This is a genomic window from Paenibacillus sp. FSL L8-0644 (assembly GCF_038008165.1).
In the GTDB taxonomy this organism is placed as follows: Bacteria; Bacillota; Bacilli; order Paenibacillales; family Paenibacillaceae; genus Paenibacillus; species Paenibacillus polymyxa_D.
On record NZ_JBBOYN010000001.1, the window covers coordinates 4,799,746 to 4,824,824 of the forward strand.

38 protein-coding genes are annotated in these 25,079 nt (G+C 45.4%); all 38 read right to left on the minus strand.

All coding sequences use genetic code 11. The features are described from left to right. Positions 1-73: 73 nt before the first annotated feature. Complete coding sequence (gene truA, locus NSS94_RS21780) at positions 74-859, minus strand: tRNA pseudouridine(38-40) synthase TruA (RefSeq protein WP_029514484.1); 786 nt, start codon at positions 857-859, stop codon at positions 74-76. Between the two features lie 151 nt (positions 860-1,010). Then, entirely contained in the window at positions 1,011-1,376 is a 366-nt protein-coding gene (gene rplQ, locus NSS94_RS21785) for a 50S ribosomal protein L17 (protein ID WP_013312143.1), read from the minus strand. Between the two features lie 34 nt (positions 1,377-1,410). Then, positions 1,411-2,355 (minus strand): DNA-directed RNA polymerase subunit alpha, encoded by a 945-nt coding sequence (locus NSS94_RS21790; RefSeq protein ID WP_007432558.1) that lies wholly within the window; start codon positions 2,353-2,355, stop codon positions 1,411-1,413. A 135-nt stretch (positions 2,356-2,490) separates the two neighbouring features. Then, positions 2,491-2,886: a 30S ribosomal protein S11 gene (rpsK, locus tag NSS94_RS21795; protein ID WP_013312144.1), complete on the minus strand. Its 396-nt coding sequence runs from the start codon at positions 2,884-2,886 to the stop codon at positions 2,491-2,493. A 19-nt stretch (positions 2,887-2,905) separates the two neighbouring features. Continuing rightward, positions 2,906-3,274 (minus strand): 30S ribosomal protein S13, encoded by a 369-nt coding sequence (gene rpsM, locus NSS94_RS21800; protein WP_007432560.1) that lies wholly within the window; start codon positions 3,272-3,274, stop codon positions 2,906-2,908. 21 nt (positions 3,275-3,295) lie between these two features. Beyond that, the gene (gene rpmJ, locus NSS94_RS21805; RefSeq protein ID WP_003333770.1) at positions 3,296-3,409 is read right to left on the minus strand and encodes a 50S ribosomal protein L36; all 114 of its coding nucleotides are present in this window, start codon (positions 3,407-3,409) and stop codon (positions 3,296-3,298) included. Between the two features lie 118 nt (positions 3,410-3,527). Next, positions 3,528-3,743 (minus strand): translation initiation factor IF-1, encoded by a 216-nt coding sequence (gene infA, locus NSS94_RS21810; RefSeq protein WP_006212898.1) that lies wholly within the window; start codon positions 3,741-3,743, stop codon positions 3,528-3,530. 2 nt (positions 3,744-3,745) lie between these two features. Next, positions 3,746-4,054: a KOW domain-containing RNA-binding protein gene (locus NSS94_RS21815; RefSeq protein ID WP_013312145.1), complete on the minus strand. Its 309-nt coding sequence runs from the start codon at positions 4,052-4,054 to the stop codon at positions 3,746-3,748. 9 nt (positions 4,055-4,063) lie between these two features. Then, a complete protein-coding gene (locus tag NSS94_RS21820) occupies positions 4,064-4,603 on the minus strand; it encodes a M24 family metallopeptidase (protein ID WP_029514485.1) in 540 nt (179 codons plus the stop codon). A gap of 5 nt (positions 4,604-4,608) precedes the next feature. After that, positions 4,609-5,253 (minus strand): adenylate kinase, encoded by a 645-nt coding sequence (locus NSS94_RS21825; protein ID WP_029514486.1) that lies wholly within the window; start codon positions 5,251-5,253, stop codon positions 4,609-4,611. Between the two features lie 90 nt (positions 5,254-5,343). After that, positions 5,344-6,642: a preprotein translocase subunit SecY gene (gene secY, locus NSS94_RS21830; RefSeq protein ID WP_013312148.1), complete on the minus strand. Its 1,299-nt coding sequence runs from the start codon at positions 6,640-6,642 to the stop codon at positions 5,344-5,346. Then, positions 6,642-7,082 carry a 50S ribosomal protein L15 gene (gene rplO / locus NSS94_RS21835; RefSeq protein WP_013312149.1) on the minus strand — a complete coding sequence of 147 codons (441 nt, stop codon included), beginning with the start codon at positions 7,080-7,082 and terminating at the stop codon, positions 6,642-6,644. The genes secY and rplO overlap by 1 nt, the downstream gene beginning before the upstream one ends. A gap of 43 nt (positions 7,083-7,125) precedes the next feature. Beyond that, the gene (rpmD, locus tag NSS94_RS21840) at positions 7,126-7,311 is read right to left on the minus strand and encodes a 50S ribosomal protein L30 (RefSeq protein WP_013312150.1); all 186 of its coding nucleotides are present in this window, start codon (positions 7,309-7,311) and stop codon (positions 7,126-7,128) included. Positions 7,312-7,323: 12 nt separating this feature from the next. Beyond that, positions 7,324-7,821, minus strand: a complete 498-nt coding sequence (gene rpsE, locus NSS94_RS21845) for a 30S ribosomal protein S5 (protein ID WP_013312151.1) — start codon at positions 7,819-7,821, stop codon at positions 7,324-7,326. Positions 7,822-7,848: 27 nt separating this feature from the next. Next, positions 7,849-8,217 carry a 50S ribosomal protein L18 gene (gene rplR / locus NSS94_RS21850; RefSeq protein ID WP_007432568.1) on the minus strand — a complete coding sequence of 123 codons (369 nt, stop codon included), beginning with the start codon at positions 8,215-8,217 and terminating at the stop codon, positions 7,849-7,851. A gap of 115 nt (positions 8,218-8,332) precedes the next feature. Beyond that, on the minus strand, positions 8,333-8,875 hold the full coding sequence (gene rplF, locus NSS94_RS21855; RefSeq protein WP_029514488.1) for a 50S ribosomal protein L6: 543 nt from the start codon (positions 8,873-8,875) through the stop codon (positions 8,333-8,335). Between the two features lie 33 nt (positions 8,876-8,908). After that, on the minus strand, positions 8,909-9,307 hold the full coding sequence (gene rpsH / locus NSS94_RS21860) for a 30S ribosomal protein S8 (RefSeq protein ID WP_007432570.1): 399 nt from the start codon (positions 9,305-9,307) through the stop codon (positions 8,909-8,911). Between the two features lie 32 nt (positions 9,308-9,339). Then, positions 9,340-9,525, minus strand: a complete 186-nt coding sequence (locus NSS94_RS21865; RefSeq protein WP_010348808.1) for a type Z 30S ribosomal protein S14 — start codon at positions 9,523-9,525, stop codon at positions 9,340-9,342. A 76-nt stretch (positions 9,526-9,601) separates the two neighbouring features. Then, entirely contained in the window at positions 9,602-10,147 is a 546-nt protein-coding gene (gene rplE, locus NSS94_RS21870) for a 50S ribosomal protein L5 (protein ID WP_007432571.1), read from the minus strand. A gap of 31 nt (positions 10,148-10,178) precedes the next feature. After that, a complete protein-coding gene (gene rplX / locus NSS94_RS21875; protein WP_013312155.1) occupies positions 10,179-10,532 on the minus strand; it encodes a 50S ribosomal protein L24 in 354 nt (117 codons plus the stop codon). Positions 10,533-10,568: 36 nt separating this feature from the next. Further along, the gene (gene rplN, locus NSS94_RS21880) at positions 10,569-10,937 is read right to left on the minus strand and encodes a 50S ribosomal protein L14 (RefSeq protein WP_007432573.1); all 369 of its coding nucleotides are present in this window, start codon (positions 10,935-10,937) and stop codon (positions 10,569-10,571) included. A 34-nt stretch (positions 10,938-10,971) separates the two neighbouring features. Next, positions 10,972-11,235 (minus strand): 30S ribosomal protein S17, encoded by a 264-nt coding sequence (rpsQ, locus tag NSS94_RS21885; protein ID WP_007432574.1) that lies wholly within the window; start codon positions 11,233-11,235, stop codon positions 10,972-10,974. Positions 11,236-11,285: 50 nt separating this feature from the next. Next, entirely contained in the window at positions 11,286-11,483 is a 198-nt protein-coding gene (rpmC, locus tag NSS94_RS21890) for a 50S ribosomal protein L29 (protein ID WP_007432575.1), read from the minus strand. Then, positions 11,473-11,907: a 50S ribosomal protein L16 gene (gene rplP / locus NSS94_RS21895; protein ID WP_007432576.1), complete on the minus strand. Its 435-nt coding sequence runs from the start codon at positions 11,905-11,907 to the stop codon at positions 11,473-11,475. The genes rpmC and rplP overlap by 11 nt, the downstream gene beginning before the upstream one ends. Before the next feature lie 2 nt (positions 11,908-11,909). Further along, entirely contained in the window at positions 11,910-12,575 is a 666-nt protein-coding gene (gene rpsC, locus NSS94_RS21900; protein ID WP_013312156.1) for a 30S ribosomal protein S3, read from the minus strand. A gap of 13 nt (positions 12,576-12,588) precedes the next feature. After that, positions 12,589-12,921, minus strand: a complete 333-nt coding sequence (rplV, locus tag NSS94_RS21905) for a 50S ribosomal protein L22 (RefSeq protein ID WP_013312157.1) — start codon at positions 12,919-12,921, stop codon at positions 12,589-12,591. A 36-nt stretch (positions 12,922-12,957) separates the two neighbouring features. Then, positions 12,958-13,236: a 30S ribosomal protein S19 gene (gene rpsS, locus NSS94_RS21910; protein ID WP_029514489.1), complete on the minus strand. Its 279-nt coding sequence runs from the start codon at positions 13,234-13,236 to the stop codon at positions 12,958-12,960. A gap of 72 nt (positions 13,237-13,308) precedes the next feature. Beyond that, on the minus strand, positions 13,309-14,139 hold the full coding sequence (gene rplB, locus NSS94_RS21915; protein ID WP_029514490.1) for a 50S ribosomal protein L2: 831 nt from the start codon (positions 14,137-14,139) through the stop codon (positions 13,309-13,311). A 30-nt stretch (positions 14,140-14,169) separates the two neighbouring features. Continuing rightward, positions 14,170-14,460, minus strand: coding sequence for a 50S ribosomal protein L23 (gene rplW, locus NSS94_RS21920; protein ID WP_013312159.1), 291 nt, complete (start codon positions 14,458-14,460; stop codon positions 14,170-14,172). Then, positions 14,460-15,083: a 50S ribosomal protein L4 gene (gene rplD, locus NSS94_RS21925; RefSeq protein WP_013312160.1), complete on the minus strand. Its 624-nt coding sequence runs from the start codon at positions 15,081-15,083 to the stop codon at positions 14,460-14,462. The genes rplW and rplD overlap by 1 nt, the downstream gene beginning before the upstream one ends. Positions 15,084-15,109: 26 nt before the next feature. After that, positions 15,110-15,733 (minus strand): 50S ribosomal protein L3, encoded by a 624-nt coding sequence (rplC, locus tag NSS94_RS21930; protein WP_013312161.1) that lies wholly within the window; start codon positions 15,731-15,733, stop codon positions 15,110-15,112. A gap of 32 nt (positions 15,734-15,765) precedes the next feature. Then, entirely contained in the window at positions 15,766-16,074 is a 309-nt protein-coding gene (gene rpsJ / locus NSS94_RS21935) for a 30S ribosomal protein S10 (protein WP_005544556.1), read from the minus strand. A gap of 338 nt (positions 16,075-16,412) precedes the next feature. Further along, positions 16,413-17,603, minus strand: a complete 1,191-nt coding sequence (gene tuf / locus NSS94_RS21940; RefSeq protein WP_023990558.1) for an elongation factor Tu — start codon at positions 17,601-17,603, stop codon at positions 16,413-16,415. 94 nt (positions 17,604-17,697) lie between these two features. Next, positions 17,698-19,776, minus strand: coding sequence for an elongation factor G (gene fusA, locus NSS94_RS21945; protein WP_029514491.1), 2,079 nt, complete (start codon positions 19,774-19,776; stop codon positions 17,698-17,700). A gap of 47 nt (positions 19,777-19,823) precedes the next feature. After that, positions 19,824-20,294 (minus strand): 30S ribosomal protein S7, encoded by a 471-nt coding sequence (gene rpsG, locus NSS94_RS21950; protein WP_007432586.1) that lies wholly within the window; start codon positions 20,292-20,294, stop codon positions 19,824-19,826. Positions 20,295-20,344: 50 nt separating this feature from the next. Next, positions 20,345-20,767: a 30S ribosomal protein S12 gene (gene rpsL, locus NSS94_RS21955; protein ID WP_007432587.1), complete on the minus strand. Its 423-nt coding sequence runs from the start codon at positions 20,765-20,767 to the stop codon at positions 20,345-20,347. A gap of 144 nt (positions 20,768-20,911) precedes the next feature. Then, complete coding sequence (locus NSS94_RS21960; protein WP_007432588.1) at positions 20,912-21,163, minus strand: ribosomal L7Ae/L30e/S12e/Gadd45 family protein; 252 nt, start codon at positions 21,161-21,163, stop codon at positions 20,912-20,914. 218 nt (positions 21,164-21,381) lie between these two features. Then, a complete protein-coding gene (gene rpoC, locus NSS94_RS21965) occupies positions 21,382-24,996 on the minus strand; it encodes a DNA-directed RNA polymerase subunit beta' (RefSeq protein WP_029514492.1) in 3,615 nt (1,204 codons plus the stop codon). Between the last annotated feature and the right edge of the window lie 83 nt (positions 24,997-25,079).

Genomic DNA, 25,079 nt, shown 5'->3' on the forward strand with positions numbered 1-25,079 from the left:
GGGCTGTGGGAAAGCCATTAAGAAAACACAACTTTTATATTACAGGATAACCATCAATTCCGCAAGAGTAAAATCAATGTTTTTTGATGTTTTCGTCGTACTCTACATTCCAGAGAGTTAAAGCGTGTCCGACGGCCGTAGGTCCAGCCTTTGAACGATTTTTCGCCTCCAAAATGGAAGGAATATCATCCGACGATTTTTTGCCTTCTCCCACTTCCAGCAAAGTCCCCATAATAATCCGAACCATGTGCTGCAAAAATCCGCTACCTGTAATATAAGTATGAATAATTCCCTGATCATCCGAGCCCGGACGTGAAAAGGAATGGTCTACTGTCATATAGGCTTCGTAAATAGTGCGAACATGATTCGTCTTTTGGGAACGTCGAGATGCGAACGAAGTATAATCAAAGGTGCCAACTAAATGAGCCAACCCTTCCTCCATCGCTCTTACATCCAGACTCGTTGGATGATGGGCCTGTGTACGACGGTGAAAGATGTCCGGAAACCGGTTCGCATTAATACTGTACCGATATGTCTTCCGCTTCGCCATGCGGCGTGCATGAAAGGACATTGGCACCTCTCTCGCATCCGTAACGATGATATCACGAGGCAACCAGGCATTAAGTGCCAGACACCAGCGCTGTATTGGAATCGGCGATTCAGTGTGAAAATTGAATACCTGCCCGTATGCATGTACACCTGCATCTGTACGGCCTGAGCCTGTAATTTTAAGACGCTCGCCCGTCAATGAGTAGATAGCATGTTCAAGGCAGTCCTGAATAGTGTTACCGTTAGGCTGCGTCTGAAAGCCATCATAGTGGGTTCCGTCATAGTTCACCTTCATGCACAAGTTCCGCATGCTTCTCACACCTTTATAGGGGTATTCTCTGGCCTTACAAGGAATAACCGAACATAACAAAGGAGAAGTCCCTCAAGGACTCCTCCAAGAGAAAAAAAGGGTTGTTCAGAATCAAGCCGATTCTGTCCACCCTTCCCTCATCTTCGCCTGTTTACGCGCGGTCAACCAATTCCAGATATACCATTGGAGCGGCGTCGCCACGACGAGGTCCCAATTTCAAGATACGAGTGTATCCACCTGGACGCTCAGTGTAACGTGTAGCCAATTCGCTAAACAGCTTTTGGATTGCATCCTGCTCACCATCCAAAGTTTCACGGCGAACGAACGCAGCCACTTGACGACGTGCGTGCAGATCTCCTTTTTTCGCTTTGGTGATCAGTTTTTCAGCAATAGAACGAACTTCTTTTGCTTTAGCCTCAGTAGTTTGGATACGCTCATACAAGAACAGATCGGTTACCAAATCACGAAACAAAGCTTTACGGGCACTGGAGTTACGGCCCAATTTTTGGTATGCCATGTAATTTCCCCTCCTTCACAAAAACGTTGCTGTACTATTCTTCCGTACGAAGTCCTAAACCAAGTTCCTCGAGCTTCTCTTGTACTTCTTCCAAAGATTTGCGACCCAAGTTACGGACCTTCATCATATCTTCTTCAGATTTAGTCGTGAGTTCTTGTACCGTATTGATACCAGCGCGCTTAAGGCAGTTATAGGAACGGACGGAGAGATCCAGCTCTTCGATCGTCATTTCAAGAACTTTTTCTTTCTTGTCTTCTTCTTTTTCAACCATAATTTCAGCATCTTTAGCCTCGTCCGTGAGACCCACGAACAACATCACATGCTCGGTCAAAATTTTGGCTCCAAGGCTCACTGCTTCCTCGGGACGAATACTTCCGTCAGTCCAAACCTCAAGTGTCAGCTTGTCATAATTCGTAACCTGGCCGACACGCGTATTTTCTACGCCGTAGTTCACGCGTGCAATCGGAGTGTAGATGGAGTCGACGGGAATGACGCCGATCGGCTGGTCATCACGTTTGTTCCGATCCTGCTTAACGTAACCGCGACCGCGATTGGCAAAAATACGCATGTGAAGTCTCGAACCCGGTCCGAGCGTAGCAATGTGAAGATCCGGATTAAGAATTTCCACATCACTATCCGCACGGATATCTCCTGCCGTTACAACTCCTTCGCCTTCCGCATCGATTTCGAGTACTTTCTCTTCATCCGAGTGGATTTTAAGCGATAAAGCTTTCAAGTTCAGAATGATCTCCGTTACGTCTTCCTTCACACCGGGAACCGTTGCAAACTCGTGCAGAACCCCATCGATTTGAACCGATGTGACTGCTGCCCCCGGTAACGAGGATAACAGAATACGGCGAAGCGAGTTTCCAAGCGTCGTACCGTATCCGCGTTCCAGCGGTTCTACTACGAATTTTCCATAGGTGCCATCATCATTGACGTCAACCGTCTCAATTTTCGGCTTTTCGATTTCTATCACTGCAATATCCCTCCTTCAAAACGTCGCTCCTATATGAAACATTCACCTTATCCATAGTCTATCATGCAGTATACCTAAACATCCATTCTTGGCAGTTTGTGCCGGATCTATACTACACGCAGAGGAGAAATCTCATTAGACGCGACGACGTTTTGGAGGACGGCATCCGTTATGAGGTACCGGAGTTACGTCTTTGATCAGGTTAACTTCCAAACCAGCAGCTTGCAAAGAGCGGATTGCTGCTTCGCGACCTGCACCAGGTCCTTTAACCATGACTTCGACAGTTTTCATGCCGTGTTCCATAGCAGCTTTAGCAGCAGTTTCTGCGGCCATTTGCGCTGCGAATGGAGTAGATTTACGGGAACCACGGAATCCCATGCCGCCTGAGCTGGCCCAAGAGATTGCGTTACCGTGTGGATCTGTGATCGTAACGATCGTGTTGTTGAACGTGGAACGGATGTGTGCCACGCCAGTCTCGATATTTTTACGGTCACGGCGTTTTGTACGTACAACTTTTTTCGGTTTAGCCATTGAATGTTATCCTCCCTTCTTATTTCTTTTTGTTCGCTACAGTCCGACGAGGACCTTTACGCGTACGAGCATTAGTTTTAGTACGTTGTCCGCGAACAGGCAACCCACGACGGTGACGAACACCACGGTAGCAGCCAATCTCAGTCAGACGTTTAATATTCAAGGAAATTTCACGACGCAGATCGCCTTCTACTTTAACTTCTTTGTCGATCGTTTCACGTAATTTGCTCACTTCATCTTCAGTCAAATCACGAACACGCGTGTTTGCACTGATGCCTGTTTCCTTCAAGATTTTCTGAGAAGTCGTTTTACCGATTCCGAAAATGTAAGTCAAGGCGATCTCAACGCGTTTGTCACGTGGCAAATCCACACCAGCTATACGAGCCATTTTACGCTACACCCCCTTCTATTAACCTTGTTTTTGTTTGTGTTTCGGATTTTCGCAAATAACCATTACATTCCCTTTGCGGCGAATGACTTTGCATTTTTCGCAAATAGGTTTTACAGAAGGTCTTACCTTCATGTTGATTACCTCCTCCAAGCTTTACCCTGGTAAAACTCGCTTCGTGAACATTCACATCGTTTTGCCGAGCAAAACAAGTTTTTTTAAATGATATACGTTTAATAAAAACCTGCATGAATTACTTGCGGTACGTTATACGGCCTTTGGTTAAATCGTAAGGCGATAACTGTACAACCACCTTGTCGCCTGTCAAAATACGGATAAAGTGCATCCGCAGCTTTCCGGAAACATGAGCAAGAATTTGATGACCGTTCTCCAGCTCTACCTTGAACGTAGCGTTCGGCAGTGGCTCGATTACCGTACCTTCAACCTCAATGACATCTTCTTTGGCCAAAGTCAGTCTCCTTTCTCTTCAGCTTGGTATTCGGACGAATCCAGGAAAGTTTTCACTGCATGGCGCAGCTTTCCATTCGTCACCCGACCGCTTTCGTTTAAACTGTTTACAATCTCGCTACTAATCTTTGGCTGAGGCACCAAATGAAGAACATTTTTCTTCTTCGCTTGATCAAACTTTCGTTTATCCCCATCCGCAATATATACAAACCTGCTATCTGCTACTGAAACGACAACCGCAATCTGTCCGGCACCTCTGCCTTTCAGAATCTTCACCAGCTGACCGATTTGCAGGTTTCCTTGCTGAATCATTCCAATCACCTACGCACTCAGTTTCGTGAAAATGTCCATGCCGCCCGTTCCGCACGTCACCGCTTGCTCGTTATGAGCACATGAGGTTACGTTGATCGTAACGACCGTCCAGTTGTCTTCCAGCGCCCCTACATGGTGAGAACCTATTTGAATCATAGATTCAATAGCCAGCACAATGCCGGTTTTCAGCCTCGGCCCCTGCTCAGGAATACCACGGTTTGGATTCTCAATATATTGCCGAATGGCATGCGACATTGTAAACTGGCGAGTTTTCGCGATGATATCGCCTTTGTTTAACTTGCGTTTGCCGGGAAATCCGTGCACCAGTTGTTCGTTGACTGAAGCGCAAATGCTAGCAGGAAAACCGTTATAACCTTTAAAAGACGGCACAGCTCCCTGACTGCGAATATACCGATCAGCTAAATGATCAAGTTCACCGGTCGTAATACCGGGCTCGATGTGTCCTGCCAAGAAATGATCCGTTTCCGTAACTATTCTCTCAGCTTTCCTCATAAAGCTTGATTCCGCCCCCGACTTGCAAATGATCATTACAGCTAACCCCGCAACAAGGACACGATATTTTGGGAAACCACATCAATATCCTGTTCTCCGTCGATATGACGCAGAAGATTCTGGTTCTCATAAAACGTGAGGAGTGGTGCTGTTTTATTACTATATTCGTCAAGTCGTGTTCTTACGCTATCTTCATTATCGTCAGGACGCTGATAGAGTTCCCCACCGTCTTTGTCGCAAATGCCTTCAACCTTAGGAGGATTAAAGACAATATGATAGCTAGTTCCGCAGGTTTTACAAACCCGCCGTCCTGTGATTCGTGCCAACAAGTTGTCACTATCCACTTTCAAGTTAATAACGTCATCTAGCTTCGTATTCAAACGACCCAAAATTTGATCCAAGGCTTCAGCCTGAGCCAAAGTTCTTGGAAAACCGTCCAGCAAGAACCCTTTCTTGCAATCTGGCTGTTGCAGCCGTTCTTCAACGATGCCGATTGTTACGTCATCCGGAACAAGTTCACCCTTGTCGATATATTCTTTAGCTTTAATGCCAATAGGTGTTCCCTGTTTCATCGCTAGGCGAAAAGCATCACCTGTCGAGATATGAGGAATGCCGAATTCCTTCACAATGACATCTGCTTGTGTACCTTTACCAGCCCCCGGAGGGCCCATGATCAAAATATTCACAATCTGTCACTCCTCAAGACGACCCCTACACAAGAAACAGCACAAAAGGTGCCGGTAAGCATGCGAACATCCTAAGCCGGTACCTATTGCCTATTTGTTGATGAAGCCTTTGTAATGGCGTTTGATCAGTTGGCTTTCGATTTGCTTCATTGTATCCAATGCTACACCAATGATGATGAGCAATGAAGTACCGCCAATTTGCACGGAACGAGGCAAGCCCGAAAGCGAACCGAAGAATACCGGCAAAACGGATATGACTGCCAGAAACAAAGCTCCTGTCATTGTCAAACGTGACATTACTCGTGTCAAGTATTTCTCCGTGGCTTTACCCGGACGAATTCCCGGAATATAACCGCCGTTTTTCTTCATATTGTCGGCCATTTGCTGCGGATTCATCTGTACAAAGGTATAGAAGAATGTGAAACCGATAATCATTACGACATACAAAACCATGCCCAGCGGCTTGTCATAATACAAGTAAGTGGTAACCCACTTAGCCCAAACATGATCTGCCCAGAAACTCGCAATAATTGTCGGGAATTGCAGCAATGATACCGCAAAGATTACCGGAATAACGCCTGCCGCATTAATTTTCATCGGAATATGCGTATTCTGGCCACCGTACATTTTGTTGCCAACTACACGTTTCGCGTATTGTACCGGGATTTTCCGAATACCTTGCTGGATGTAGATAACACCAACAATAATCAGAACAATCACCAGAGCAATTATAATTGCCTTCAGAATATTCATAAACAGCTGATCCGCCTGAATAAACTGAGATTCTACAACCGTCCGAATATGTCTTGGAATACCCGCCGCAATCCCTGCGAAGATAACAATAGAGATACCATTGCCGATTCCCTTTTCGGTAATTTGCTCACCGAGCCACATAAGGAACGTAGTTCCTGCTGTAAGCACAATGGCAATGACCAGATAATCTGCAAAAGTGGCTCCTGGAATCATCGCTGCACCGTACAGTCGATTAAAGCCAATCGACGTTCCGAATGCTTGAATCAGGCCAAGTATTACCGTACCATAACGCGTAATTTGAGCCAACTTCTTTTTACCATGCTCTCCTTGTTTAGCCCATTCCGCAAGTTTCGGAATCACGTCCATTGACAGCAACTGTACAATGATGGACGCTGTAATATATGGCATAATCCCGAGGGCGAAGATCGAAAACTGATACAATGCGCCCCCTGAGAAGGTGTTAAGGAGTCCAAACAACTCGCTTCCTGCTTGATCCTGAGAAGTAAAGACTTGCTTGTTCACGCCGGGAACCGGCACGAAGGAGCCAATACGATATACAAAGAGTATAAACAGGGTGAACAGGATTCGGGTTCTAAGATCCTCAACCCGCCATATATTTTTCAGGGTCTTGAACATTAGATCACCTCGGTTTTACCGCCGGCAGCTTCAATTTTCTCTACCGCAGATTGAGAGAACTTGTTCGCTTTAACTGTCAATTTCACAGTGATTTCACCGTTACCCAGAATTTTAATTCCGGATTTGGCGTTTTTCACAATGCCATTGTTCAGCAAAAACTCAGGGCTTACTTCTGTACCCGCTGCAAAACTGTTCAAATCTTCGATATTCAAAACCGCATACTCTTTACGAGTAGGATTTACGAAACCGCGTTTAGGCAAGCGACGATACAGTGGGTTTTGACCACCCTCGAAGCCCGGACGTACACCACCGCCGGAACGAGCGTTTTGACCTTTATGACCACGACCAGAAGTTTTACCCGTACCACTACTAGGACCACGACCCAAACGTTTACGTTCTTTGCGGGAGCCTGGAGCTGGGGAAAGCTCATGTAACTTCATCGTTCGTTGCACCTCCTTGATTATTGTTAAAATACTTTATTTCTTAAGCCTCAATTTCTTTAACAGAAACCAAATGGCTAACTTGATTAATCATCCCGCGAATAGCTGCATTGTCGGGTTGAACTACTTTATGGTTGATTTTACGCAAGCCGAGCGTTTTAACAGTCGTTCTCTGATTACCAGGACGGCCGATCAACGAACGAACGAGGGTAATTTCTAATTTCGCCATGATATTCCCTCCTTAGCCCAGCAGCTCTTCGATGGATTTGCCGCGCAATTTTGCAACTTCTTCAGCGCGTTTCAAACGGGACAAACCTTCCAAAGTCGCATTGACCATATTCATGGAATTCGAAGAACCCAAAGATTTTGTCAAGATATCACCTACACCAGCAAGTTCCAGTACAGCACGAACCGGACCGCCAGCGATAACTCCAGTACCTTCCGATGCCGGTTTCAACAGAACCCGGCCAGCACCGAACTTACCTGTAACAAGGTGAGGAATTGTTGTTCCTACGAGTGGAACGTGAACCAGGTTTTTCTTAGCATCTTCAATACCTTTGCGAATTGCATCAGGTACTTCGCCAGCTTTACCGATTCCAGCGCCTACCCAGCCGTTGCCGTCGCCCACTACTACCAGAGCACTGAAGCTGAAACGGCGTCCGCCTTTGACAACTTTAGCTACACGATTAATATTTACTACTCTTTCAGTCAGTTCCAAAGTATTCGGATCTACACGCAAGTCGTTAACCTCCTTTTGAGAAATGTCTTAGAATTCAAGGCCTGCTTCGCGAGCTGCATCAGCCAAAGCTTGAATCCGTCCATGATACAAGTATCCACCACGGTCAAATACGATGTTAGCATGACCTTTTTCTTTCGCACGTTTAGCAACGAGTTCGCCAACCTTACGAGCTGCTTCTACACTACCGCCGTTTTTGATTTCGCTGCTCAGTTCTTTATCCATAGTGGATGCAGATACCAATGTTACACCAGCTACATCATCAATCAGTTGTGCGTAGATATGCTTGGAAGAGCGGAATACGTTCAAACGAGGACGTACAGCCGTACCTTCGATTTTCTTACGTACACGCAGATGTCTTCTGACACGTGCTTTATTTTTATCTTGTTTTGTAATCATCTCAAGTTTTCACTCCCTTCAGTTTGCCTTTTAAATCTTTATACTAAGACGCACTGGGTAAAAAAGAAGTACGAAGTCTTTCCAGCAGAAAGACCGCACAAAGTCGGTAAGAAACTTATTTCTTCTTACCGGCTTTACCTTCTTTACGGATGATGCGCTCGCCTTCGTATTTAATCCCTTTACCTTTGTACGGTTCAGGTTCACGAACGGAACGAATTTTAGCAGCGTAGGCACCTACACGCTCTTTATCAATTCCGCGAACGATGATTTTAGTGTTCGAAGGAACTTCGAATTCGATGCCCGCTTCCGGTGTGATTTCAACCGGATGAGAATATCCAACGTTCAGAACGATTTTATCTCCGGATTTGCTTGCACGATATCCGACCCCAACCAGCTCCAGAGATTTTGAAAATCCTTCAGTTACACCACTTACCATGTTGCTGACAACGCTGCGGGTTGTTCCATGCAAAGAGCGGTGAAGTTTGTTGTCCGAAGGACGAACTACATTAATTTCATTGTTTTCCACAGTAACGGACATGTCTTTATGAAGCTCACGAGTCAATGTTCCTTTAGGACCTTTAACTGTGATCGCTGTGTTGTTCAAAGTCACGTCAACACCACTTGGTACTGTGATTGGTTTACGACCAATACGGGACATATCTGTTGCACCTCCTATCTTTTAAACGTTATCTTACCAAACGTAGCAAACAACTTCTCCGCCGGCTTTAGACTGACGTGCTTCTTTGTCGGTCATGATACCTTTGGATGTTGAAATGATTGCGATCCCGAGTCCACCCAGTACGCGTGGAATCTCATTGCTCTTCGTGTAAACGCGAAGACCTGGTTTACTGATTCTTTTCAAACCTGTGATAACACGCTCGTTGTTCGCACCGTATTTCAAGAAAATACGGATGATCCCTTGTTTGCTATCTTCAACAAATTCCGCATCACGAATGAATCCTTCACGTTTCAGGATGTCGGCGATTTGTTTTTTCATTGTAGATGCAGGCATTTCTACTGTTTCGTGACGAACTGTGTTCGCGTTACGAATACGAGTAAGCATATCTGCAATTGGATCAGACATAGTCATTGTGTATAAACCTCCTTCCCAAACAGGACTTTTTACCAGCTTGCTTTTTTCACGCCAGGAATCTGGCCTTTATAAGCTAATTCACGGAAGCAAATTCTGCAGATCTTAAACTTTTGCAGTACCGAATGTGGACGACCACAACGCTCGCAACGAGTGTAAGCACGAACTTTAAACTTTGGTGCGCGTTGTTGTTTGACTTTCATCGAAGTTTTTGCCACTTAGCCTGACACCTCCTAAATAGTTTCGGAGAACAGGGTGTCTTTAAAATCAGACGCCCGAAACGTTATGCCAACATTATTTTGCGAAAGGCATGCCCAGCTGAGTCAGAAGCTCACGGGACTCTTCGTCAGTTTTGGCAGTCGTTACGATAACGATGTCCATACCACGAACTTTATCAACTTGATCATACTCGATTTCCGGGAAGATCAACTGTTCTTTCAGACCAAGCGTGTAGTTACCACGTCCGTCGAAAGCTTTTGTTGATACACCATGGAAGTCACGTACGCGAGGAAGAGTAATGTTGAACAATTTGTCCAAGAAATAATACATACGCTCGCCACGAAGTGTTACCTTTACACCGATTGGCATGTTTTCACGCAATTTAAAACCTGCGATAGATTTTTTCGCGCGAGTGATTACTGGCTTTTGACCAGCGATCAGCTGCATGTCGTTGAGAGCTGAATCAAGCACTTTGGAGTTTTGGACTGCGTCGCCAACACCCATGTTGATTACAACTTTCTCGATTTTAGGCACTTGCATCACTGTTGTATAGTTGAACTTCTGCATCAAAGCAGGAGTGATTTCTTTCAAGAAACGTTCTTTCATTCTTGTTGTAGCCATGAATCATATACCTCCTTTCTTTAAAAAATAATTAGTCGATCACTTCGCCAGAACGTTTTGCAATGCGCACTTTTTTTCCGTTGTCCAAAACTTTGTAACCAACACGGGTTACTTTTCCGCTCTTCGGATCAATGTGCATAACGTTGGAAACGTGAATCGGAGCTTCTTTCTCGATGATGCCGCCTTGTGGATTCAGCTGATTAGGCTTTTGGTGTTTTTTAATCATGTTAACACCTTCCACAAGCACACGGTTTTGACGAGGGTAAGCAGCGATAACGCGACCTTTTTTACCTTTATCTTTACCTGTAATCACCAGAACAGTGTCGTCTTTTTTGACGTGCAGCTTGTTGTTATGGGATTCCAGAACTTTTTTCACTTTTGGCATTTCGTACACCTCCTACGGGCACATTTTAAGGTGAGTTTAGATCACTTCCGGAGCCAAGGAAACGATTTTCATGAAGTCCTTGTCACGAAGTTCGCGAGCAACTGGTCCGAAAATACGAGTACCACGTGGGCTCTTGTCTTCTTTAACGACCACTGCTGCGTTCTCGTCAAATCCGATGTAGGAACCGTCTTTACGGCGGATAGAACGTTTAGTACGAACAACAACCGCTCTTACTACATCACCCTTTTTGACAACGCCGCCTGGTGTTGCTTGTTTTACGGAACAAACGATCAGGTCACCAATTTGAGCTGTACGACGTCCCGTACCACCGAGCACACGGATACACATCAGTTCCTTCGCGCCGGAATTGTCAGCTACAGTCAAACGTGTAAATGGTTGAATCATTTATTTATCCTCCTTTCGGAAAAACTACACTACATTAGATTATAACAGCTTTTTCAACGATTTCGACCAGTCTCCAGTTTTTGTCTTTGGACAAAGGGCGAGTTTCCATGATTTTAACAGTATCACCGATTTGTGCAGTGTTGTTTTCATCATGAGCTTTGAATTTCTTAGTTACTTTAATGCGTTTATGGTAGAGATCATGTTTTTTGTAAGTTTCTACAGCAATCACAATCGTTTTATCCATTTTGTCGCTGACTACTTTACCGACTAATACTTTACGGGCATTACGTTCGCTCATTGTTGGCCTCCTTCCTAATTACAGGCGGATTTTCCACCCGGTCTGATATCTTAGCTAATCCCAAGTTCTCTTTCACGGATCACAGTTTTAGCACGAGCAATTTCCTTACGCACAGCGCCGATCCGAGTCGGGTTATCAAGCTGACCGGTAGCGAGTTGAAAACGAAGGTTAAAAAGTTCTTCTTTAAAACCGGAGATCTTTTGTTCGATTTCAGCAGTGGTTAGGTTGCGGAATTCACTAGCCTTCATTTGCTTCACCACCCAATTCTTCACGTTTCACAAACTTAGTTTTGATTGGCAGTTTGTGAGCGGCAAGACGCATTGCTTCACGAGCAATCTCTTCCGGAACACCAGCAAGTTCAAACATAATCTTGCCTGGTTTCACTACTGCAACCCATTTTTCTACGTTACCTTTACCACTACCCATACGAACCTCAAGAGGCTTCTGAGTAATTGGTTTATCAGGGAAAATTTTAATCCAAACCTTACCACCACGTTTGATGTAACGAGTCATCGCAATACGAGCAGCTTCGATTTGACGGTTAGTAATCCATGCAGGTTCAGTAGCTTGCAAACCGTACTCACCAAAGTTCAGTGTAGTACCGCCTTTTGCACGACCCTTCATATGACCACGTTGTTGTTTACGATGTTTTACGCGTTTTGGTACCAACATGATTAGTTGCCTCCTTCCTGAGGAGCTTGTTTCTTAGCTGGAGGAAGAACCTCTCCACGATAGATCCATACTTTTACGCCAAGACGGCCGTAAGTAGTATGAGCTTCCGCTGTACCATAGTCAATGTCGGCACGAAGCGTATGCAGTGGAACAGTTCCTTCGCTGTACCCTTCGGAACGAGCGATTTCGGCACCGCCAAGACGTCCGCCTACTTGAGTTTTAATTCCTTTTGCTCCGGAACGCATAGTTCTTTGAATCGCTTGTTTCAAAGCACGACGGAAAGAAACACGACGTTCCAATTGTTGTGCAATGCTTTCAGCAACCAAGATTGCGTCCAGTTCAGGATTTTTAATTTCAGAAATATTGATGTGCACCTTTTTACCGCCTGCGATTTTAGTAATTTCATTACGCAGATTTTCAACTTCGGAACCACCCTTACCGATAACCATACCTGGTTTCGCAGTGTGAATCGTTACATTGACACGGTTAGCTGCTCTCTCGATTTCAACACGGGATACAGCGGAGTCTTTCAATCTTTTTTTCAGATGTTCACGAATTCTAACGTCTTCCAGCAAAAGATCACCGAAATCTTTGCCTGCATACCATTTGGATTCCCAATCACGGATAATACCGATTCGGAGTCCGACGGGATTTACCTTTTGGCCCACACGTTTTCCCTCCTTATTTTTCAGATACCACCAGAGTAATATGACTGGTGCGTTTGTTAATACGGCTTGCACGACCCATTGCACGCGGGCGGAATCGTTTCATTGTAGGACCTTGGTTTACAAAAACCTGAGATACTACCAATTTATTTACGTCCAAAGAGTAGTTGTGATCTGCATTTGCAATCGCAGAATTCAACAATTTCTCAACGACTGGAGAAGCGGACTTTGGAGTGTGACGAAGAATTGCAATCGCCTCACCAACCTGCTTACCGCGAATCAAATCGATAACAAGTTTCACTTTGCGAGCAGAAATCCGTACGGATTTAGCATGTGCTTTTGCTTCCATTGAGTTTACCTCCTCTCAAACACTACGCTGTGTTGATTATCTTCTTGTTTTCTTATCGTCATCCGTATGGCCTTTGTACGTACGTGTTGGAGCAAATTCGCCCAATTTGTGTCCGACCATATCTTCCGTTACGTATACTGGCACGTGTTTACGGCCATCGTATACACCAAACGTATGTCCGATAAATTGCGGGAAAATCGTAGAGCGACGGGACCAAGTTTTGATTACCACTTTTTTCTCCGACTCGTTCAAAACCTCTACTTTTTTCAACAGGTAACCATCAATGAATGGTCCTTTTTTGAGACTGCGACCCATTTATGAATCCTCCCTTCGTTAAAACGTAGTCGTTCCTTAATATGTTAACGTGCGACTTATGCGCACGTTTTATTACTTAGTACGACGACGAACGATGTACTTATCAGATGCTTTACCTTTTTTACGTGTCTTGTAACCAAGGGTTGGTTTACCCCATGGAGACATTGGAGATTTACGTCCGATTGGAGCGCGACCTTCACCACCACCGTGTGGGTGATCGTTAGGGTTCATTACAACACCGCGAACTTCAGGACGTTGTCCCAACCAGCGACTACGACCAGCTTTACCGATTTTCACCAGTTCATGGTCTTCGTTACCTACAGAACCGATTGTCGCGCGGCAAACTTTCAGAATGCGGCGAACTTCACCAGAAGTCAAACGAATTGTAACATACTTTTCTTCTTTACCAAGAAGTTGGGCTTCCGTACCAGCGGCACGAACGAGTTGGCCACCTTTACCCGGTTTCAATTCGATGTTGTGGATAACCGTACCTACTGGAATGTTTTCCAATGGCAAAGAGTTACCGATTTTAATATCGGAACCTGCACCGGATACCACTTCGTCTCCTACTTTCAGACCTTTAGGAGCGATGATGTAACGTTTTTCACCATCCACATAGTGGATAAGTGCGATGTTGGACGTACGGTTTGGATCATATTCGATCGTAGCAACGCGGCCCGGTATTCCATCTTTGTTACGTTTGAAGTCAATAATACGGTACTTACGTTTGTGTCCGCCGCCATGATGACGAACCGTAATTTTACCTTGGTTATTGCGTCCAGCTTGCTTGCTCAGAGGTGCCAGCAACGATTTCTCGGGCTGATTAGTTGTAATCTCCTCGAAAGTAGATACAGACATAGCACGTCTGGCCGGGGACGTTGGTTTATACTTTTTAATTGGCACTGAGTTTCCCTCCTTACTTTACAGTTTCAATTATACCGTTTCAAAAAACTCAAGCGGCTTACTGTCTTTGCTCAGCGTTACGAACGCTTTCTTCCACTCGCTCGTATAGCCGGAATGACGTCCGTAGCGTTTTGGTTTTGCAGGAACACGAAGCGTATTTACGTTACTTACTTTCACGTTAAAAATGGCTTCGATTGCTTTTTTAACTTCGACTTTGTTAGAACGAATGTCAACCTCGAAAACGTATTTCAAGTCATTCATCATACCAGCCGTACGTTCGGTGATAACCGGACGTTTGATAATATCACGAGGATCCTTCATTACGCGAGCACCTCCTCTACCTTCTGAACTGCTTCCTTCGTAATGATCAGTTTGTCGTGTCCGAGCACATCAAGAACATTAATGCCATCTGCGGCTACAAACTTCACACCAGGAATATTACGAGCGGACAGTGCTACATTATCATCATAGCTAGGAGCTACGATCAATGCTTTACGATCAGCTTTAAGGTTATTCAAAATGGCTGCGAATTCTTTCGTTTTAGGTCCGTTCAGTGTAAGAGCGTCCAATACGATAATTTCATTCTCAATCACTTTGGATGACAACGCCGATTTGATCGCCAGACGACGAACTTTCTTAGGCAATTTGTATGCATAGCTGCGTGGAGTCGGACCAAATACAGTACCGCCACCAACCCATTGCGGTGCACGGATCGAACCTTGACGAGCGCGGCCAGTACCTTTTTGTTTCCAAGGTTTACGTCCGCCACCACGTACTTCAGAACGTCCTTTTACTTTGTGAGTACCTTGACGCAGGGAAGCCAATTGCATAACAACAGCGTCATGAAGAACGTGCTTATTCGGCTCGATACCGAACACTGCGTCGTTCAATTCAATTTCACCAACTTGGCTGCCGCTAATATTAAATAGTGCTACTTTTGGCATTTCGTGTTCCTCCTTTCTTCAGTTGTTTATTTTTTCACCGTTTCTAATACTTTAACGAAGCTATTTTTAGGTCCTGGAATGGAACCTTTCACGAGCAACACATTACGTTCTGTATCGATCTTAACAACTTCAAGACGTTGGATAGTTACCGTTTCATGCCCCATGTGTCCTGGCAGGTGTTTACCTTTAGGAACGCGGTTAGCTTGAATGGAACCCATAGAACCTGGACCTCTGTGGTAACGCGAGCCGTGTGCCATTGGTCCGCGGCTTTGTCCCCAACGTTTGATAACGCCGGCAAAACCTTTACCTTTAGAAATACCTGTTACGTCAACGAACTCGCCTTCTGTGAAGACATCAGCCTTCAGTTCTTGGCCAACCTCGTACGCAGCAAGGTCGATGCCACGAAGTTCACGAACGTAGCGCTTAGGTGCAGTATTTGCTTTTTTCGCATGTCCTGCTTCAGGTTTGTTGGATCTTTTTTCTTTTTTATCAGAGAAACCGAGTTGGATAGCTTCGTATCCATCGTTTTCCAGATCTTTCTTTTGCAGAACAACACAAGGACCTGCTTCGATAACCGTAACAGCAAGTACGTTACCTTCAGGGGTAAACACTTGAGTCATTCCGAGTTTTTTTCCTAAGATACCTTTCATGTTGACACCTCATTTCTTTTCCTAATTACATATTACAATTTAATTTCGATATCTACACCGGACGGCAGGTCCAAGCGCATCAAGGCATCCACAGTTTGTGGAGTCGGGTTAACAATGTCGATCAAACGCTTGTGTGTGCGCATTTCGAACTGCTCCCGGGAATCCTTGTACTTGTGTACCGCACGGAGAATAGTAATGATTTGTTTTTCAGTTGGCAGCGGAATTGGCCCGGATACACCTGCGCCCGAACGTTTTGCTGTTTCAACAATTTTCTCAGCGGATTGATCAAGAATTCTATGATCGTATGCTTTCAAACGGATACGAATTTTTTGCTTTGCCATTTTAGTCCCTCCTTCTATCGCCCAATTTGGTATCGGACATACTCCGTGAAAATTTTCCGACAGCCCTCCCATGGCAAAGGGGCCGGGTGTGTCAGTAACCTCTCACATCATCGCACAGTCACAAACAACATTAGTTATTATATCGAATAGTTCTGCCTATTGCAAGCAAAAACGAAAAAACAATGCATCTTATTTTCAAAAGATACAATTGTGCTCGCAGCTCGCGATTTTTTCAAGAGAAAAGCCCCCGCACCAGGGCAGGGGCTCGTTAAGCTTCGTTCCAATACAACGTTACTCGTTCCAGTACACTGTTGCTCTATTCAAAGGCAAAAGCCTTCTTATTTGGAGATTGTTGCTACGGCACCAGCGCCAACTGTACGTCCGCCTTCACGAATAGAGAACTTAGTTCCTTCTTCGATAGCGATCGGGTTGATCAGTTGAACAGTAACCGTGATGTTATCACCAGGCATTACCATTTCGGAACCTTCTGGCAAAGTAATGATTCCAGTTACGTCAGTTGTACGGAAGTAGAACTGTGGACGGTAACCAGTGAAGAAAGGTTTGTGACGTCCGCCTTCTTCTTTAGTCAAAACGTAGATTTGAGCAGAAAATTCTGTATGTGGGTTAACAGAACCTGGTTTAGCCAATACTTGGCCGCGCTCGATTTGTGCACGATCTACACCGCGAAGCAGTGCGCCGATGTTGTCACCAGCTTGAGCGGAATCAAGCAATTTACGGAACATTTCTACGCCTGTTACTACGGATTTACGGGATTCTTCTTGAATACCGATGATTTCGATTTCGTCGCCCACTTTAACTGTACCACGCTCTACACGGCCTGTAGCAACTGTACCACGACCAGTGATGGAGAATACGTCCTCGACAGGCATAAGGAAAGGCTTGTCAGTGTCGCGTTCTGGAGTTGGGATGTAAGTGTCGATTGTTTCGAACATTTCAACGATTTTCTTAGCCCAGTCGCCGTCTGGGTTTTGCAGTGCTTCACGAGCGGAACCACGAGTGATTGGAGTGTCGTCGCCTGGGAAGTCATACTCGCTCAGCAAGTCGCGAACTTCCATTTCAACCAATTCCAGCAACTCTTCGTCTTCAACCATGTCGCATTTGTTCAAGAATACAACGATGTAAGGAACACCAACTTGGCGGGACAACAGGATGTGCTCGCGAGTTTGCGGCATTGGGCCGTCAGCTGCGGATACAACCAGAATCGCTCCGTCCATTTGTGCAGCGCCAGTGATCATGTTTTTAACATAGTCGGCGTGACCTGGGCAGTCAACGTGTGCATAGTGACGGTTAGGTGTTTCATACTCCACGTGTGCAGTGGAGATTGTGATACCGCGTTCGCGCTCTTCTGGAGCTTTATCGATTTGATCGAATGCTACAGCAGCACCACCGTAAGTTTTGGACAATACAGTTGTGATTGCAGCAGTCAAAGTAGTTTTACCATGATCGACGTGACCAATAGTACCGATATTAACGTGCGGTTTGTTACGCTCAAACTTAGCCTTTGCCATTTGAACAATTCCTCCTCAATAACTTGTTTTATTTTAGGCTGCCGGATGCCCTTTTGGTAAAACCCAGAGCATACCGGTCAGCTGATACATTGTATTACTCGCCGCCTTTGGTTTTGGCAACGATCTCTTCAGCAATGCTCTTCGGAACTTCTTCATAATGAGAAAGTTCCATGGAGAACACACCGCGTCCTTGTGTACCGGAGCGAAGTGTAGTCGAGTATCCGAACATTTCGGACAAAGGCACCTTCGCACGAATGATTTGAGCTCCACTGCGGGAATCCATACCTTCAATCCGACCACGACGGGAGTTCAACATACCCATTACGTCACCCATATATTCCTCAGGAACCGTTACTTCAACTTTCATAATCGGCTCGAGCAATACTGGTTTACATTTGTCTTTCGCTGCTTTCAGCGCCATTGATCCGGCAATTTTAAATGCCATTTCATTGGAATCGACATCATGGTATGATCCGTCCACGATTGTAGCTTTAACGTCCACAAGCGGGAAGCCTGCGATAACGCCGTTTTTCATTTGTTCCTCAATACCAGCAAGAGCAGGAGCGATGTACTCTCTAGGAACAGAGCCGCCGACTACCTTACTTTCGAATTGACTACCAGTACCTGGCTCAAGCGGTTCGAACTCAACCCATACGTGACCATATTGACCACGACCACCGGACTGACGAACGAATTTACCTTCGACACGTGCTGGAGCACGGAACGTTTCACGGTAAGCAACCTGTGGTTTACCCACATTTGTTTCCACCTTGAACTCACGACGCATACGGTCAATGATGATGTCCAAGTGAAGCTCACCCATACCCGCCAAGATGGTTTGACCTGTTTCTTCGTTAGTATGAGCGCGAAGAGTTGGATCCTCTTCAGTCAACTTACCGAGAGCTACAGACATTTTATCTTGGTCAGCTTTGGTTTTAGGCTCAACCGCGATTTCGATAACCGGATCAGGGAAGTTCATGGACTCGAGAATAACAGGACTCTTCTCATCACACAGTGTATCACCTGTACCTGTATCTTTCAAACCTACGGCAGCCGCAATATCACCAGAGTAAACTACAGTGATTTCTTGACGACTGTTCGCATGCATTTGAAGAATACGTCCGATACGTTCGCGTTTACCTTTTGTTGCATTCAATACGTAAGAACCGGATTGAAGAACACCGGAGTATACGCGGAAGAATGTCAACTTACCAACGTAAGGATCCGTCATGATTTTGAATGCCAATGCGGAGAATGGCTCTTCATCGGAAGAGTGACGTTCAACTTCCGTACCGTCTTCCAAATGCCCTTGAATACTTGGCACATCAATAGGAGCCGGCAAATAGTCGAGAACAGCATCCAACATCAGCTGAACACCTTTATTGCGGTAAGAAGATCCACAGATAACTGGGAAGATTTTAACTTCTACAACACCTTTACGGAGAGCGGCTTTAATTTCGGCAACCGAAATTTCTTCGCCTTCCAGGTATTTCATTGTCAATTCTTCGTCCAGTTCAGCAACCTTCTCGATCAATTCATTACGAAGTTCTTCAACTTGATCTTTGAATTCCGCAGGAACTTCTACTTCTTCGATATCTTGACCAAGATCATCTTTGTACATATGAGCTTTTTGTTCAACGATATCGATAATACCAGTAAAATCATTTTCTGCGCCGATTGGCAATTGAATCGCAACTGCGTTCGCTTGAAGGCGATCACGCATGTCAGAGACAACATTCAGGAAGTCGGCACCAATGATATCCATTTTGTTTACATATGCGATCCGTGGAACGCCGTAGCGATCAGCCTGTCTCCATACGGTTTCGGACTGAGGCTCAACGCCTTCTTTCGCACTGAAAACACCAACTGCTCCGTCCAATACACGAAGGGAACGTTCAACTTCAACAGTGAAGTCAACGTGCCCCGGGGTGTCGATGATATTGACGCGGTGACCTTTCCAGGCAGCGGTCGTCGCAGCGGAAGTAATCGTGATTCCGCGCTCTTGTTCTTGTTCCATCCAGTCCATTGTCGCAGCGCCTTCGTGAACTTCACCGATTTTGTGCGTACGGCCTGTGTAGAACAAGATCCGCTCTGTTGTTGTGGTTTTACCCGCGTCAATATGAGCCATGATCCCGATATTACGTGTATTTTTCAAGGAGAACTCTCTTGCCATGAAATGGGTCTCCCTTCAAAATTGAAGTTATTTTTTTGAGCTGAATCCTACCAACGATAGTGAGCAAACGCTTTGTTCGCTTCAGCCATTTTGTGCGTGTCTTCACGTTTTTTCACGGAAGCGCCTGTGTTGTTGGAAGCATCGATAATTTCAGCCGCCAAACGCTCTTCCATGGTTTTCTCACCGCGGTTGCGGGAGTAGTTTACGAGCCAACGTAATCCCAGGGACGTACGTCTTTCTGGTTTTACCTCGATTGGTACTTGGTAGTTGGCACCGCCGACACGGCGTGCTTTAACTTCCAGGACTGGCATGATATTCTTGATAGCTGCTTCAAAAACTTCCATCGGGTCATTCCCCGTACGTTCTTGGATAAGCTTGAACGCATTGTACAGAATGCTTTGAGCAACGCCTCGTTTTCCGTCGAGCATGATGCGATTGATCAAGCGGGTAACCAACTTGCTGTTGTATACCGGATCTGGCAACACGTCTCTTTTGGTAACTGGACCTTTGCGTGGCATGGATATCCCCCTTTCTTACATGTTAAACCGACATACGCGGTTTATATTCATTAGGATTTTTTAGCTTTAGGGCGTTTTGCGCCGTATTTGGAACGAGCTTGCATGCGGTTGTTTACGCCTGCAGTATCCAAAGCACCGCGAACGATATGGTAACGCACACCCGGAAGGTCTTTTACACGACCGCCGCGAATCAGCACTACGCTGTGTTCTTGAAGGTTATGTCCAATACCTGGAATGTAAGCAGTCACCTCTACACGGTTCGTCAAGCGAACACGAGCATATTTACGAAGTGCGGAGTTTGGTTTTTTCGGAGTCATAGTACCTACACGAGTGCACACTCCGCGTTTTTGCGGGGCACTGATGTCGGTAGCTTCACGTTTCAAGGCATTAAAACCTTTTTGCAAAGCCGGTGATTTCGATTTCTCGATTTTGGCTTGACGTCCTTTACGAACCAGTTGGTTAATAGTTGGCATGTTGGTTGCCACCCCCTTCCTCAATTTTTGCTGTTACTTTACAAACCTTATCTAAGCCCACAGACCCAGGCGGTTCATAAAAGAACAAATGAAAAGTCTTTGCCGCCAAGAATAACGATTCCTTAGACAAAAACGTTCCTTACCCTATTGTTTTACGATAGCAGCCATTGCGGCTCCCACTTCAATCCCACATGCAGCTCCGAGATTTTTCATTGTGTCTACGAGAGTCACTTTGACTCCTTGCTTGTTGCACAAAGCAATGATGTTGGAAGTGAGACGCTGATCTGCGTCTTCTGCCACATATACTTCTGAGGCAAAGCCCAATTCTACCATACGAATGGTTTGTTTGGTACCGATTTTGACATGAGCATCTTGCAGTCCCTGTTCTTTAGACATATCTCATTCCTCCGAAAAGACCCAATAGCATATAGGCTGCTCACGCACCTTTGCTATATTAGCATTGACTATAAGTAATGTCAAGACAAATATAAACCATAATTCATTTAAACAGAATAACACGATTCATTTTTGAAAAAAGCACCGGAGCACCGTCTACTGCAGCTTTTATGCAAAGCTTATGTCAGCGGTGTTCCGGTAATCATACTATTTTTGTATTACTCTGCCGAAATTGGTTCGAGCTCCTCAGATGGAGACTGCCCCTCTTCCGGCTGGGCAAATTTCACGCTACGGTAACGGTTCATACCTGTTCCCGCAGGAATCAATTTACCAATAATTACGTTCTCTTTCAGTCCAAGCAGCTGATCAACCTTGCCTTTAATAGCTGCATCAGTCAGGACACGAGTAGTTTCCTGGAAGGATGCTGCTGACAAGAAGGAGTCAGTTTCCAGAGATGCCTTGGTAATACCGAGCAGTACTGGCTTAGCTACCGCTGGTTCTTGACCGCTGAGAATCGCTATCTTGTTTGCATTTTCATACTCATGGACATCAACAAAGGAGCCTGGAAGTAAGATCGTGTCGCCCGCATCAATGATACGGATTTTACGCAACATTTGACGAATCATAACTTCTACGTGCTTGTCGTTGATTTCTACGCCCTGGTTCCGGTATACGCGTTGAACTTCCTGAAGGATATAGTTCTGTACCCCGCGAATACCTTTAATACGCAGCATTTCTTTAGGATCAATTGAACCATCCGTCAGTTCGTCCCCAGCTTCAACAGTCATACCTTCGCTTACGCGCAGGCGGGAACCATACGTTACTGAGTATGTTTTCGTTTCAGCTTCACCCTGAATGTCGATCTCACGGCGGTCTTTACCTTCACGAACTTCTTTAACTGTACCGTCAATTTCACTAATCGTTGCCTGACCTTTAGGATTACGCGCTTCAAAAAGCTCCTGGATACGAGGCAAACCTTGTGTAATATCGTCACCCGCTACGCCGCCTGTGTGGAACGTACGCATAGTAAGCTGTGTTCCCGGCTCACCGATGGATTGTGCAGCGATGATACCAACTGCTTCACCAATCTCAACGTGTTTACCCGTCGCCAGATTGCGACCGTAACATTTCTTGCAGACGCCATGTTTAGCACGGCAACTTAATACAGAACGTATTTGAACTTTGTGTACGCCAGCTTTAACAATCGCTTCAGCTTTGTCGGAGTCAATCAATTCGTTACGTCTAGCCAAAATCTCGCCAGTCTCAGGATGACGTACCGTTTCAAAGCAATAGCGACCTTCCAGACGGTCATAGAGATCTTCAATTACTTCTTTACCATCCTGGATACGACTTACTGTGAAGCCTTTATCCGTTCCGCAGTCTTCTTCACGCACGATAACATCCTGTGCCACATCTACGAGACGACGAGTCAGGTAACCCGAGTCAGCCGTACGAAGGGCAGTATCCGCCAAACCTTTACGCGCTCCGTGAGTGGAGATGAAGTACTCGAGTACTGTCAGACCTTCACGGAAGTTTGATTTGATTGGGAGTTCGATAATACGTCCGGATGGATTCGCCATCAGACCACGCATACCGCCGAGCTGAGTAATCTGTGATTTGTTACCCCGCGCTTTGGAGTCCACCATCATCATGATGGAGTTGTAGCGATCCATGGACTTCATCAATACTTCAGTAATATCATCTTTCGCTTTAGACCAAATATCGATAATCCGGTCATAGCGTTCTTCATTCGTAATCAGACCACGACGGTACTGATTCGTTACAACTTGCGCTTTGTCTTCGGATCCCTTAAGAATCTCTTGTTTTTCCACCGGCACGATTACGTCCGATACAGCAACCGTTACCCCTGCACGAGTGGAATACGTAAAGCCAAGCTGCTTGATTTTATCCAGAATTACAGCTGTTTCTGTTGTATGGTAAGTCTCAAAACAACGGGCAATGATATTACCAAGGTAATCCTTGCCTACCCCGCTAGCTTGCGGAGCGTTTTGAATGGCTTCTGTAAGATTTACACCCTTCTCGTAAACAAAGAACTCCTCCGCAGTACCATAAAGCAGGTTCGCACGGGTAGCATCATTGATGTACGGGAAGCTTGCCGGGAAAATTTCATTAAAGATAATTTTACCAACCGTTGTGATCAACATCGCTTCCTGTTGTTTTTCCGTAAAGCTCGTTTTATTCAAAGCTTTAACCGGAATAGCTACACGAGCATGAAGTCCAGCTGTACCACGTTGGTAAGCCGATATAGCTTCATTCATGTTGCGAAGGATCATATTACTTCCTTCTTCTTCTTTGTTATCCATAGTCAGATAGAAAGAACCAAGAACCATATCCTGGGAAGGTGTAACAACTGGCTTGCCGTCTTTCGGATTCAAAATGTTGCCGGATGCCAGCATAAGCAAACGAGCTTCAGCTTGGGCTTCCGCAGACAACGGAACGTGAACAGCCATTTGGTCACCGTCAAAGTCGGCATTATATGCAGTACATACGAGCGGATGCAGACGAATCGCACGACCTTCAACCAAAATCGGTTCGAACGCCTGGATACCGAGTCTATGCAACGTAGGGGCACGGTTCAGAAGAACCGGATGCTCCTTGATTACTTCTTCCAGCACATCCCATACTTCTGCACTCACACGCTCTACTTTACGCTTCGCGCTCTTGATATTGTGCGCCAAACCTTTGTTCACCAGTTCTTTCATAACAAAAGGTTTGAACAGTTCCAGCGCCATTTCTTTTGGCAAACCGCATTGATACATTTTCAAGTACGGACCTACAACGATAACGGAACGACCAGAGTAGTCAACACGTTTTCCGAGCAAGTTTTGACGGAAACGTCCTTGTTTACCTTTCAGCATGTGGCTGAGGGATTTCAAAGGACGGTTACCTGGACCTGTAACAGGACGACCACGACGACCATTATCAATCAAGGCGTCAACAGCTTCCTGCAACATCCGTTTTTCATTTTGTACGATAATATCTGGCGCACCTAGATCTAACAGACGTTTCAGACGGTTATTACGGTTAATAACACGACGATACAAGTCGTTAAGGTCAGAGGTAGCGAAACGACCACCATCCAACTGTACCATTGGACGAAGCTCAGGAGGAATAACAGGAAGTACGTCCATGATCATCCAATCCGGTTGGTTGCCTGAGTTACGGAAGGCCTCAATAACTTCAAGGCGTTTGATCGCACGGTTACGACGTTGTCCTTGAGCTGTACGCAGCTCTTCTTTCAAAAATTCTAACTCTTTGTCTATATCCAAATCTTGAAGAAGCTTTTTAACCGCTTCAGCACCCATACCTGCCTGGAAGCCATAGCCGTATTTCTCACGGTAGCTACGGTATTCTTTTTCGGACAGGAGTTGTTTTTTCTCCAAAGGCGTATCTCCTGGATCGGTTACAACATAAGATGCGAAGTAAATGATCTCTTCCAGAGATCTTGGAGACATATCAAGAGCAAGACCCATACGACTTGGAATGCCTTTGAAGTACCAAATGTGCGATACAGGAGCAGCCAACTCAATATGGCCCATACGCTCACGGCGAACCTTAGCGCGAGTAACTTCTACTCCACAACGGTCACAGACAACACCTTTATAGCGTACACGTTTGTACTTACCGCAATGACATTCCCAGTCTTTCGTAGGTCCGAAAATTTTCTCGCAAAATAGTCCTTCTTTTTCCGGTTTAAGCGTACGATAGTTAATCGTCTCCGGTTTTTTGACTTCTCCGCGGGACCAAGAACGAATCTTTTCGGGGGAAGCAAGCCCGATTTTCATATATTCGAAATTGTTAACGTCCAACAAGGAGCAACCCTCCTTAACCAAATCCTGAGTTTTTAGGTTTGATACCGCCCAGCAGCACCGGGCGGTATCAAGAAACCTGATCC

What these genes read in the sequence shown, in the direction of transcription:
- rpmC (WP_007432575.1), bottom strand. Translation starts at nt 11,483, where the DNA reads ATGAAGGCTAGTGAATTCCGCAACCTAACCACTGCTGAAATCGAACAA.
- rplQ (WP_013312143.1), bottom strand. Translation starts at nt 1,376, where the DNA reads ATGGCATACCAAAAATTGGGCCGTAACTCCAGTGCCCGTAAAGCTTTG.
- truA (WP_029514484.1), bottom strand. Translation starts at nt 859, where the DNA reads ATGCGGAACTTGTGCATGAAGGTGAACTATGACGGAACCCACTATGAT.
- rplF (WP_029514488.1), bottom strand. Translation starts at nt 8,875, where the DNA reads ATGTCCCGTATTGGTCGTAAACCAATCACAGTACCAAGTGGTGTTGAC.
- rplE (WP_007432571.1), bottom strand. Translation starts at nt 10,147, where the DNA reads ATGGCTACAACAAGAATGAAAGAACGTTTCTTGAAAGAAATCACTCCT.
- rpsM (WP_007432560.1), bottom strand. Translation starts at nt 3,274, where the DNA reads ATGGCTCGTATAGCTGGTGTGGATTTGCCACGTGACAAACGCGTTGAG.
- rplR (WP_007432568.1), bottom strand. Translation starts at nt 8,217, where the DNA reads ATGATTACAAAACAAGATAAAAATAAAGCACGTGTCAGAAGACATCTG.
- NSS94_RS21815 (WP_013312145.1), bottom strand. Translation starts at nt 4,054, where the DNA reads ATGATTCAGCAAGGAAACCTGCAAATCGGTCAGCTGGTGAAGATTCTG.
- rpsH (WP_007432570.1), bottom strand. Translation starts at nt 9,307, where the DNA reads ATGACTATGTCTGATCCAATTGCAGATATGCTTACTCGTATTCGTAAC.
- rplX (WP_013312155.1), bottom strand. Translation starts at nt 10,532, where the DNA reads ATGCCAAAAGTGAAAAAAGTTCTGGAATCCCATAACAACAAGCTGCAC.
- rpsL (WP_007432587.1), bottom strand. Translation starts at nt 20,767, where the DNA reads ATGCCAACTATTAACCAACTGGTTCGTAAAGGACGTCAAGCCAAAATC.
- rpsJ (WP_005544556.1), bottom strand. Translation starts at nt 16,074, where the DNA reads ATGGCAAAGCAAAAAATTCGTATCCGTTTGAAAGCATACGATCATAGA.
- rpmJ (WP_003333770.1), bottom strand. Translation starts at nt 3,409, where the DNA reads ATGAAGGTAAGACCTTCTGTAAAACCTATTTGCGAAAAATGCAAAGTC.
- rplD (WP_013312160.1), bottom strand. Translation starts at nt 15,083, where the DNA reads ATGCCAAAAGTAGCACTATTTAATATTAGCGGCAGCCAAGTTGGTGAA.
- rpsK (WP_013312144.1), bottom strand. Translation starts at nt 2,886, where the DNA reads ATGGCTAAACCGAAAAAAGTTGTACGTACAAAACGCCGTGACCGTAAA.
- rplC (WP_013312161.1), bottom strand. Translation starts at nt 15,733, where the DNA reads ATGAAAGGTATCTTAGGAAAAAAACTCGGAATGACTCAAGTGTTTACC.
- rplO (WP_013312149.1), bottom strand. Translation starts at nt 7,082, where the DNA reads ATGAAGTTACATGAGCTTTCCCCAGCTCCAGGCTCCCGCAAAGAACGT.
- rpsQ (WP_007432574.1), bottom strand. Translation starts at nt 11,235, where the DNA reads ATGAGCGAACGTAATGCCCGTAAAGTATTAGTCGGTAAAGTAGTCAGC.
- rpsG (WP_007432586.1), bottom strand. Translation starts at nt 20,294, where the DNA reads ATGCCACGCAAAGGTCCAGTTACCAAAAGAGACGTGTTGCCAGATCCG.
- rpsS (WP_029514489.1), bottom strand. Translation starts at nt 13,236, where the DNA reads ATGGGTCGCAGTCTCAAAAAAGGACCATTCATTGATGGTTACCTGTTG.
- NSS94_RS21820 (WP_029514485.1), bottom strand. Translation starts at nt 4,603, where the DNA reads ATGATCATTTGCAAGTCGGGGGCGGAATCAAGCTTTATGAGGAAAGCT.
- rplN (WP_007432573.1), bottom strand. Translation starts at nt 10,937, where the DNA reads ATGATTCAACCATTTACACGTTTGACTGTAGCTGACAATTCCGGCGCG.
- tuf (WP_023990558.1), bottom strand. Translation starts at nt 17,603, where the DNA reads ATGGCAAAGGCTAAGTTTGAGCGTAACAAACCGCACGTTAATATCGGT.
- rplP (WP_007432576.1), bottom strand. Translation starts at nt 11,907, where the DNA reads ATGTTGGTACCAAAACGCGTAAAACATCGTAAACAACAACGTGGTCAT.
- rplV (WP_013312157.1), bottom strand. Translation starts at nt 12,921, where the DNA reads ATGGAAGCAAAAGCACATGCTAAATCCGTACGGATTTCTGCTCGCAAA.
- rplW (WP_013312159.1), bottom strand. Translation starts at nt 14,460, where the DNA reads ATGAAGGATCCTCGTGATATTATCAAACGTCCGGTTATCACCGAACGT.
- secY (WP_013312148.1), bottom strand. Translation starts at nt 6,642, where the DNA reads ATGTTCAAGACCCTGAAAAATATATGGCGGGTTGAGGATCTTAGAACC.
- fusA (WP_029514491.1), bottom strand. Translation starts at nt 19,776, where the DNA reads ATGGCAAGAGAGTTCTCCTTGAAAAATACACGTAATATCGGGATCATG.
- NSS94_RS21960 (WP_007432588.1), bottom strand. Translation starts at nt 21,163, where the DNA reads ATGTCTAAAGAACAGGGACTGCAAGATGCTCATGTCAAAATCGGTACC.
- rpmD (WP_013312150.1), bottom strand. Translation starts at nt 7,311, where the DNA reads ATGGCGAAATTAGAAATTACCCTCGTTCGTTCGTTGATCGGCCGTCCT.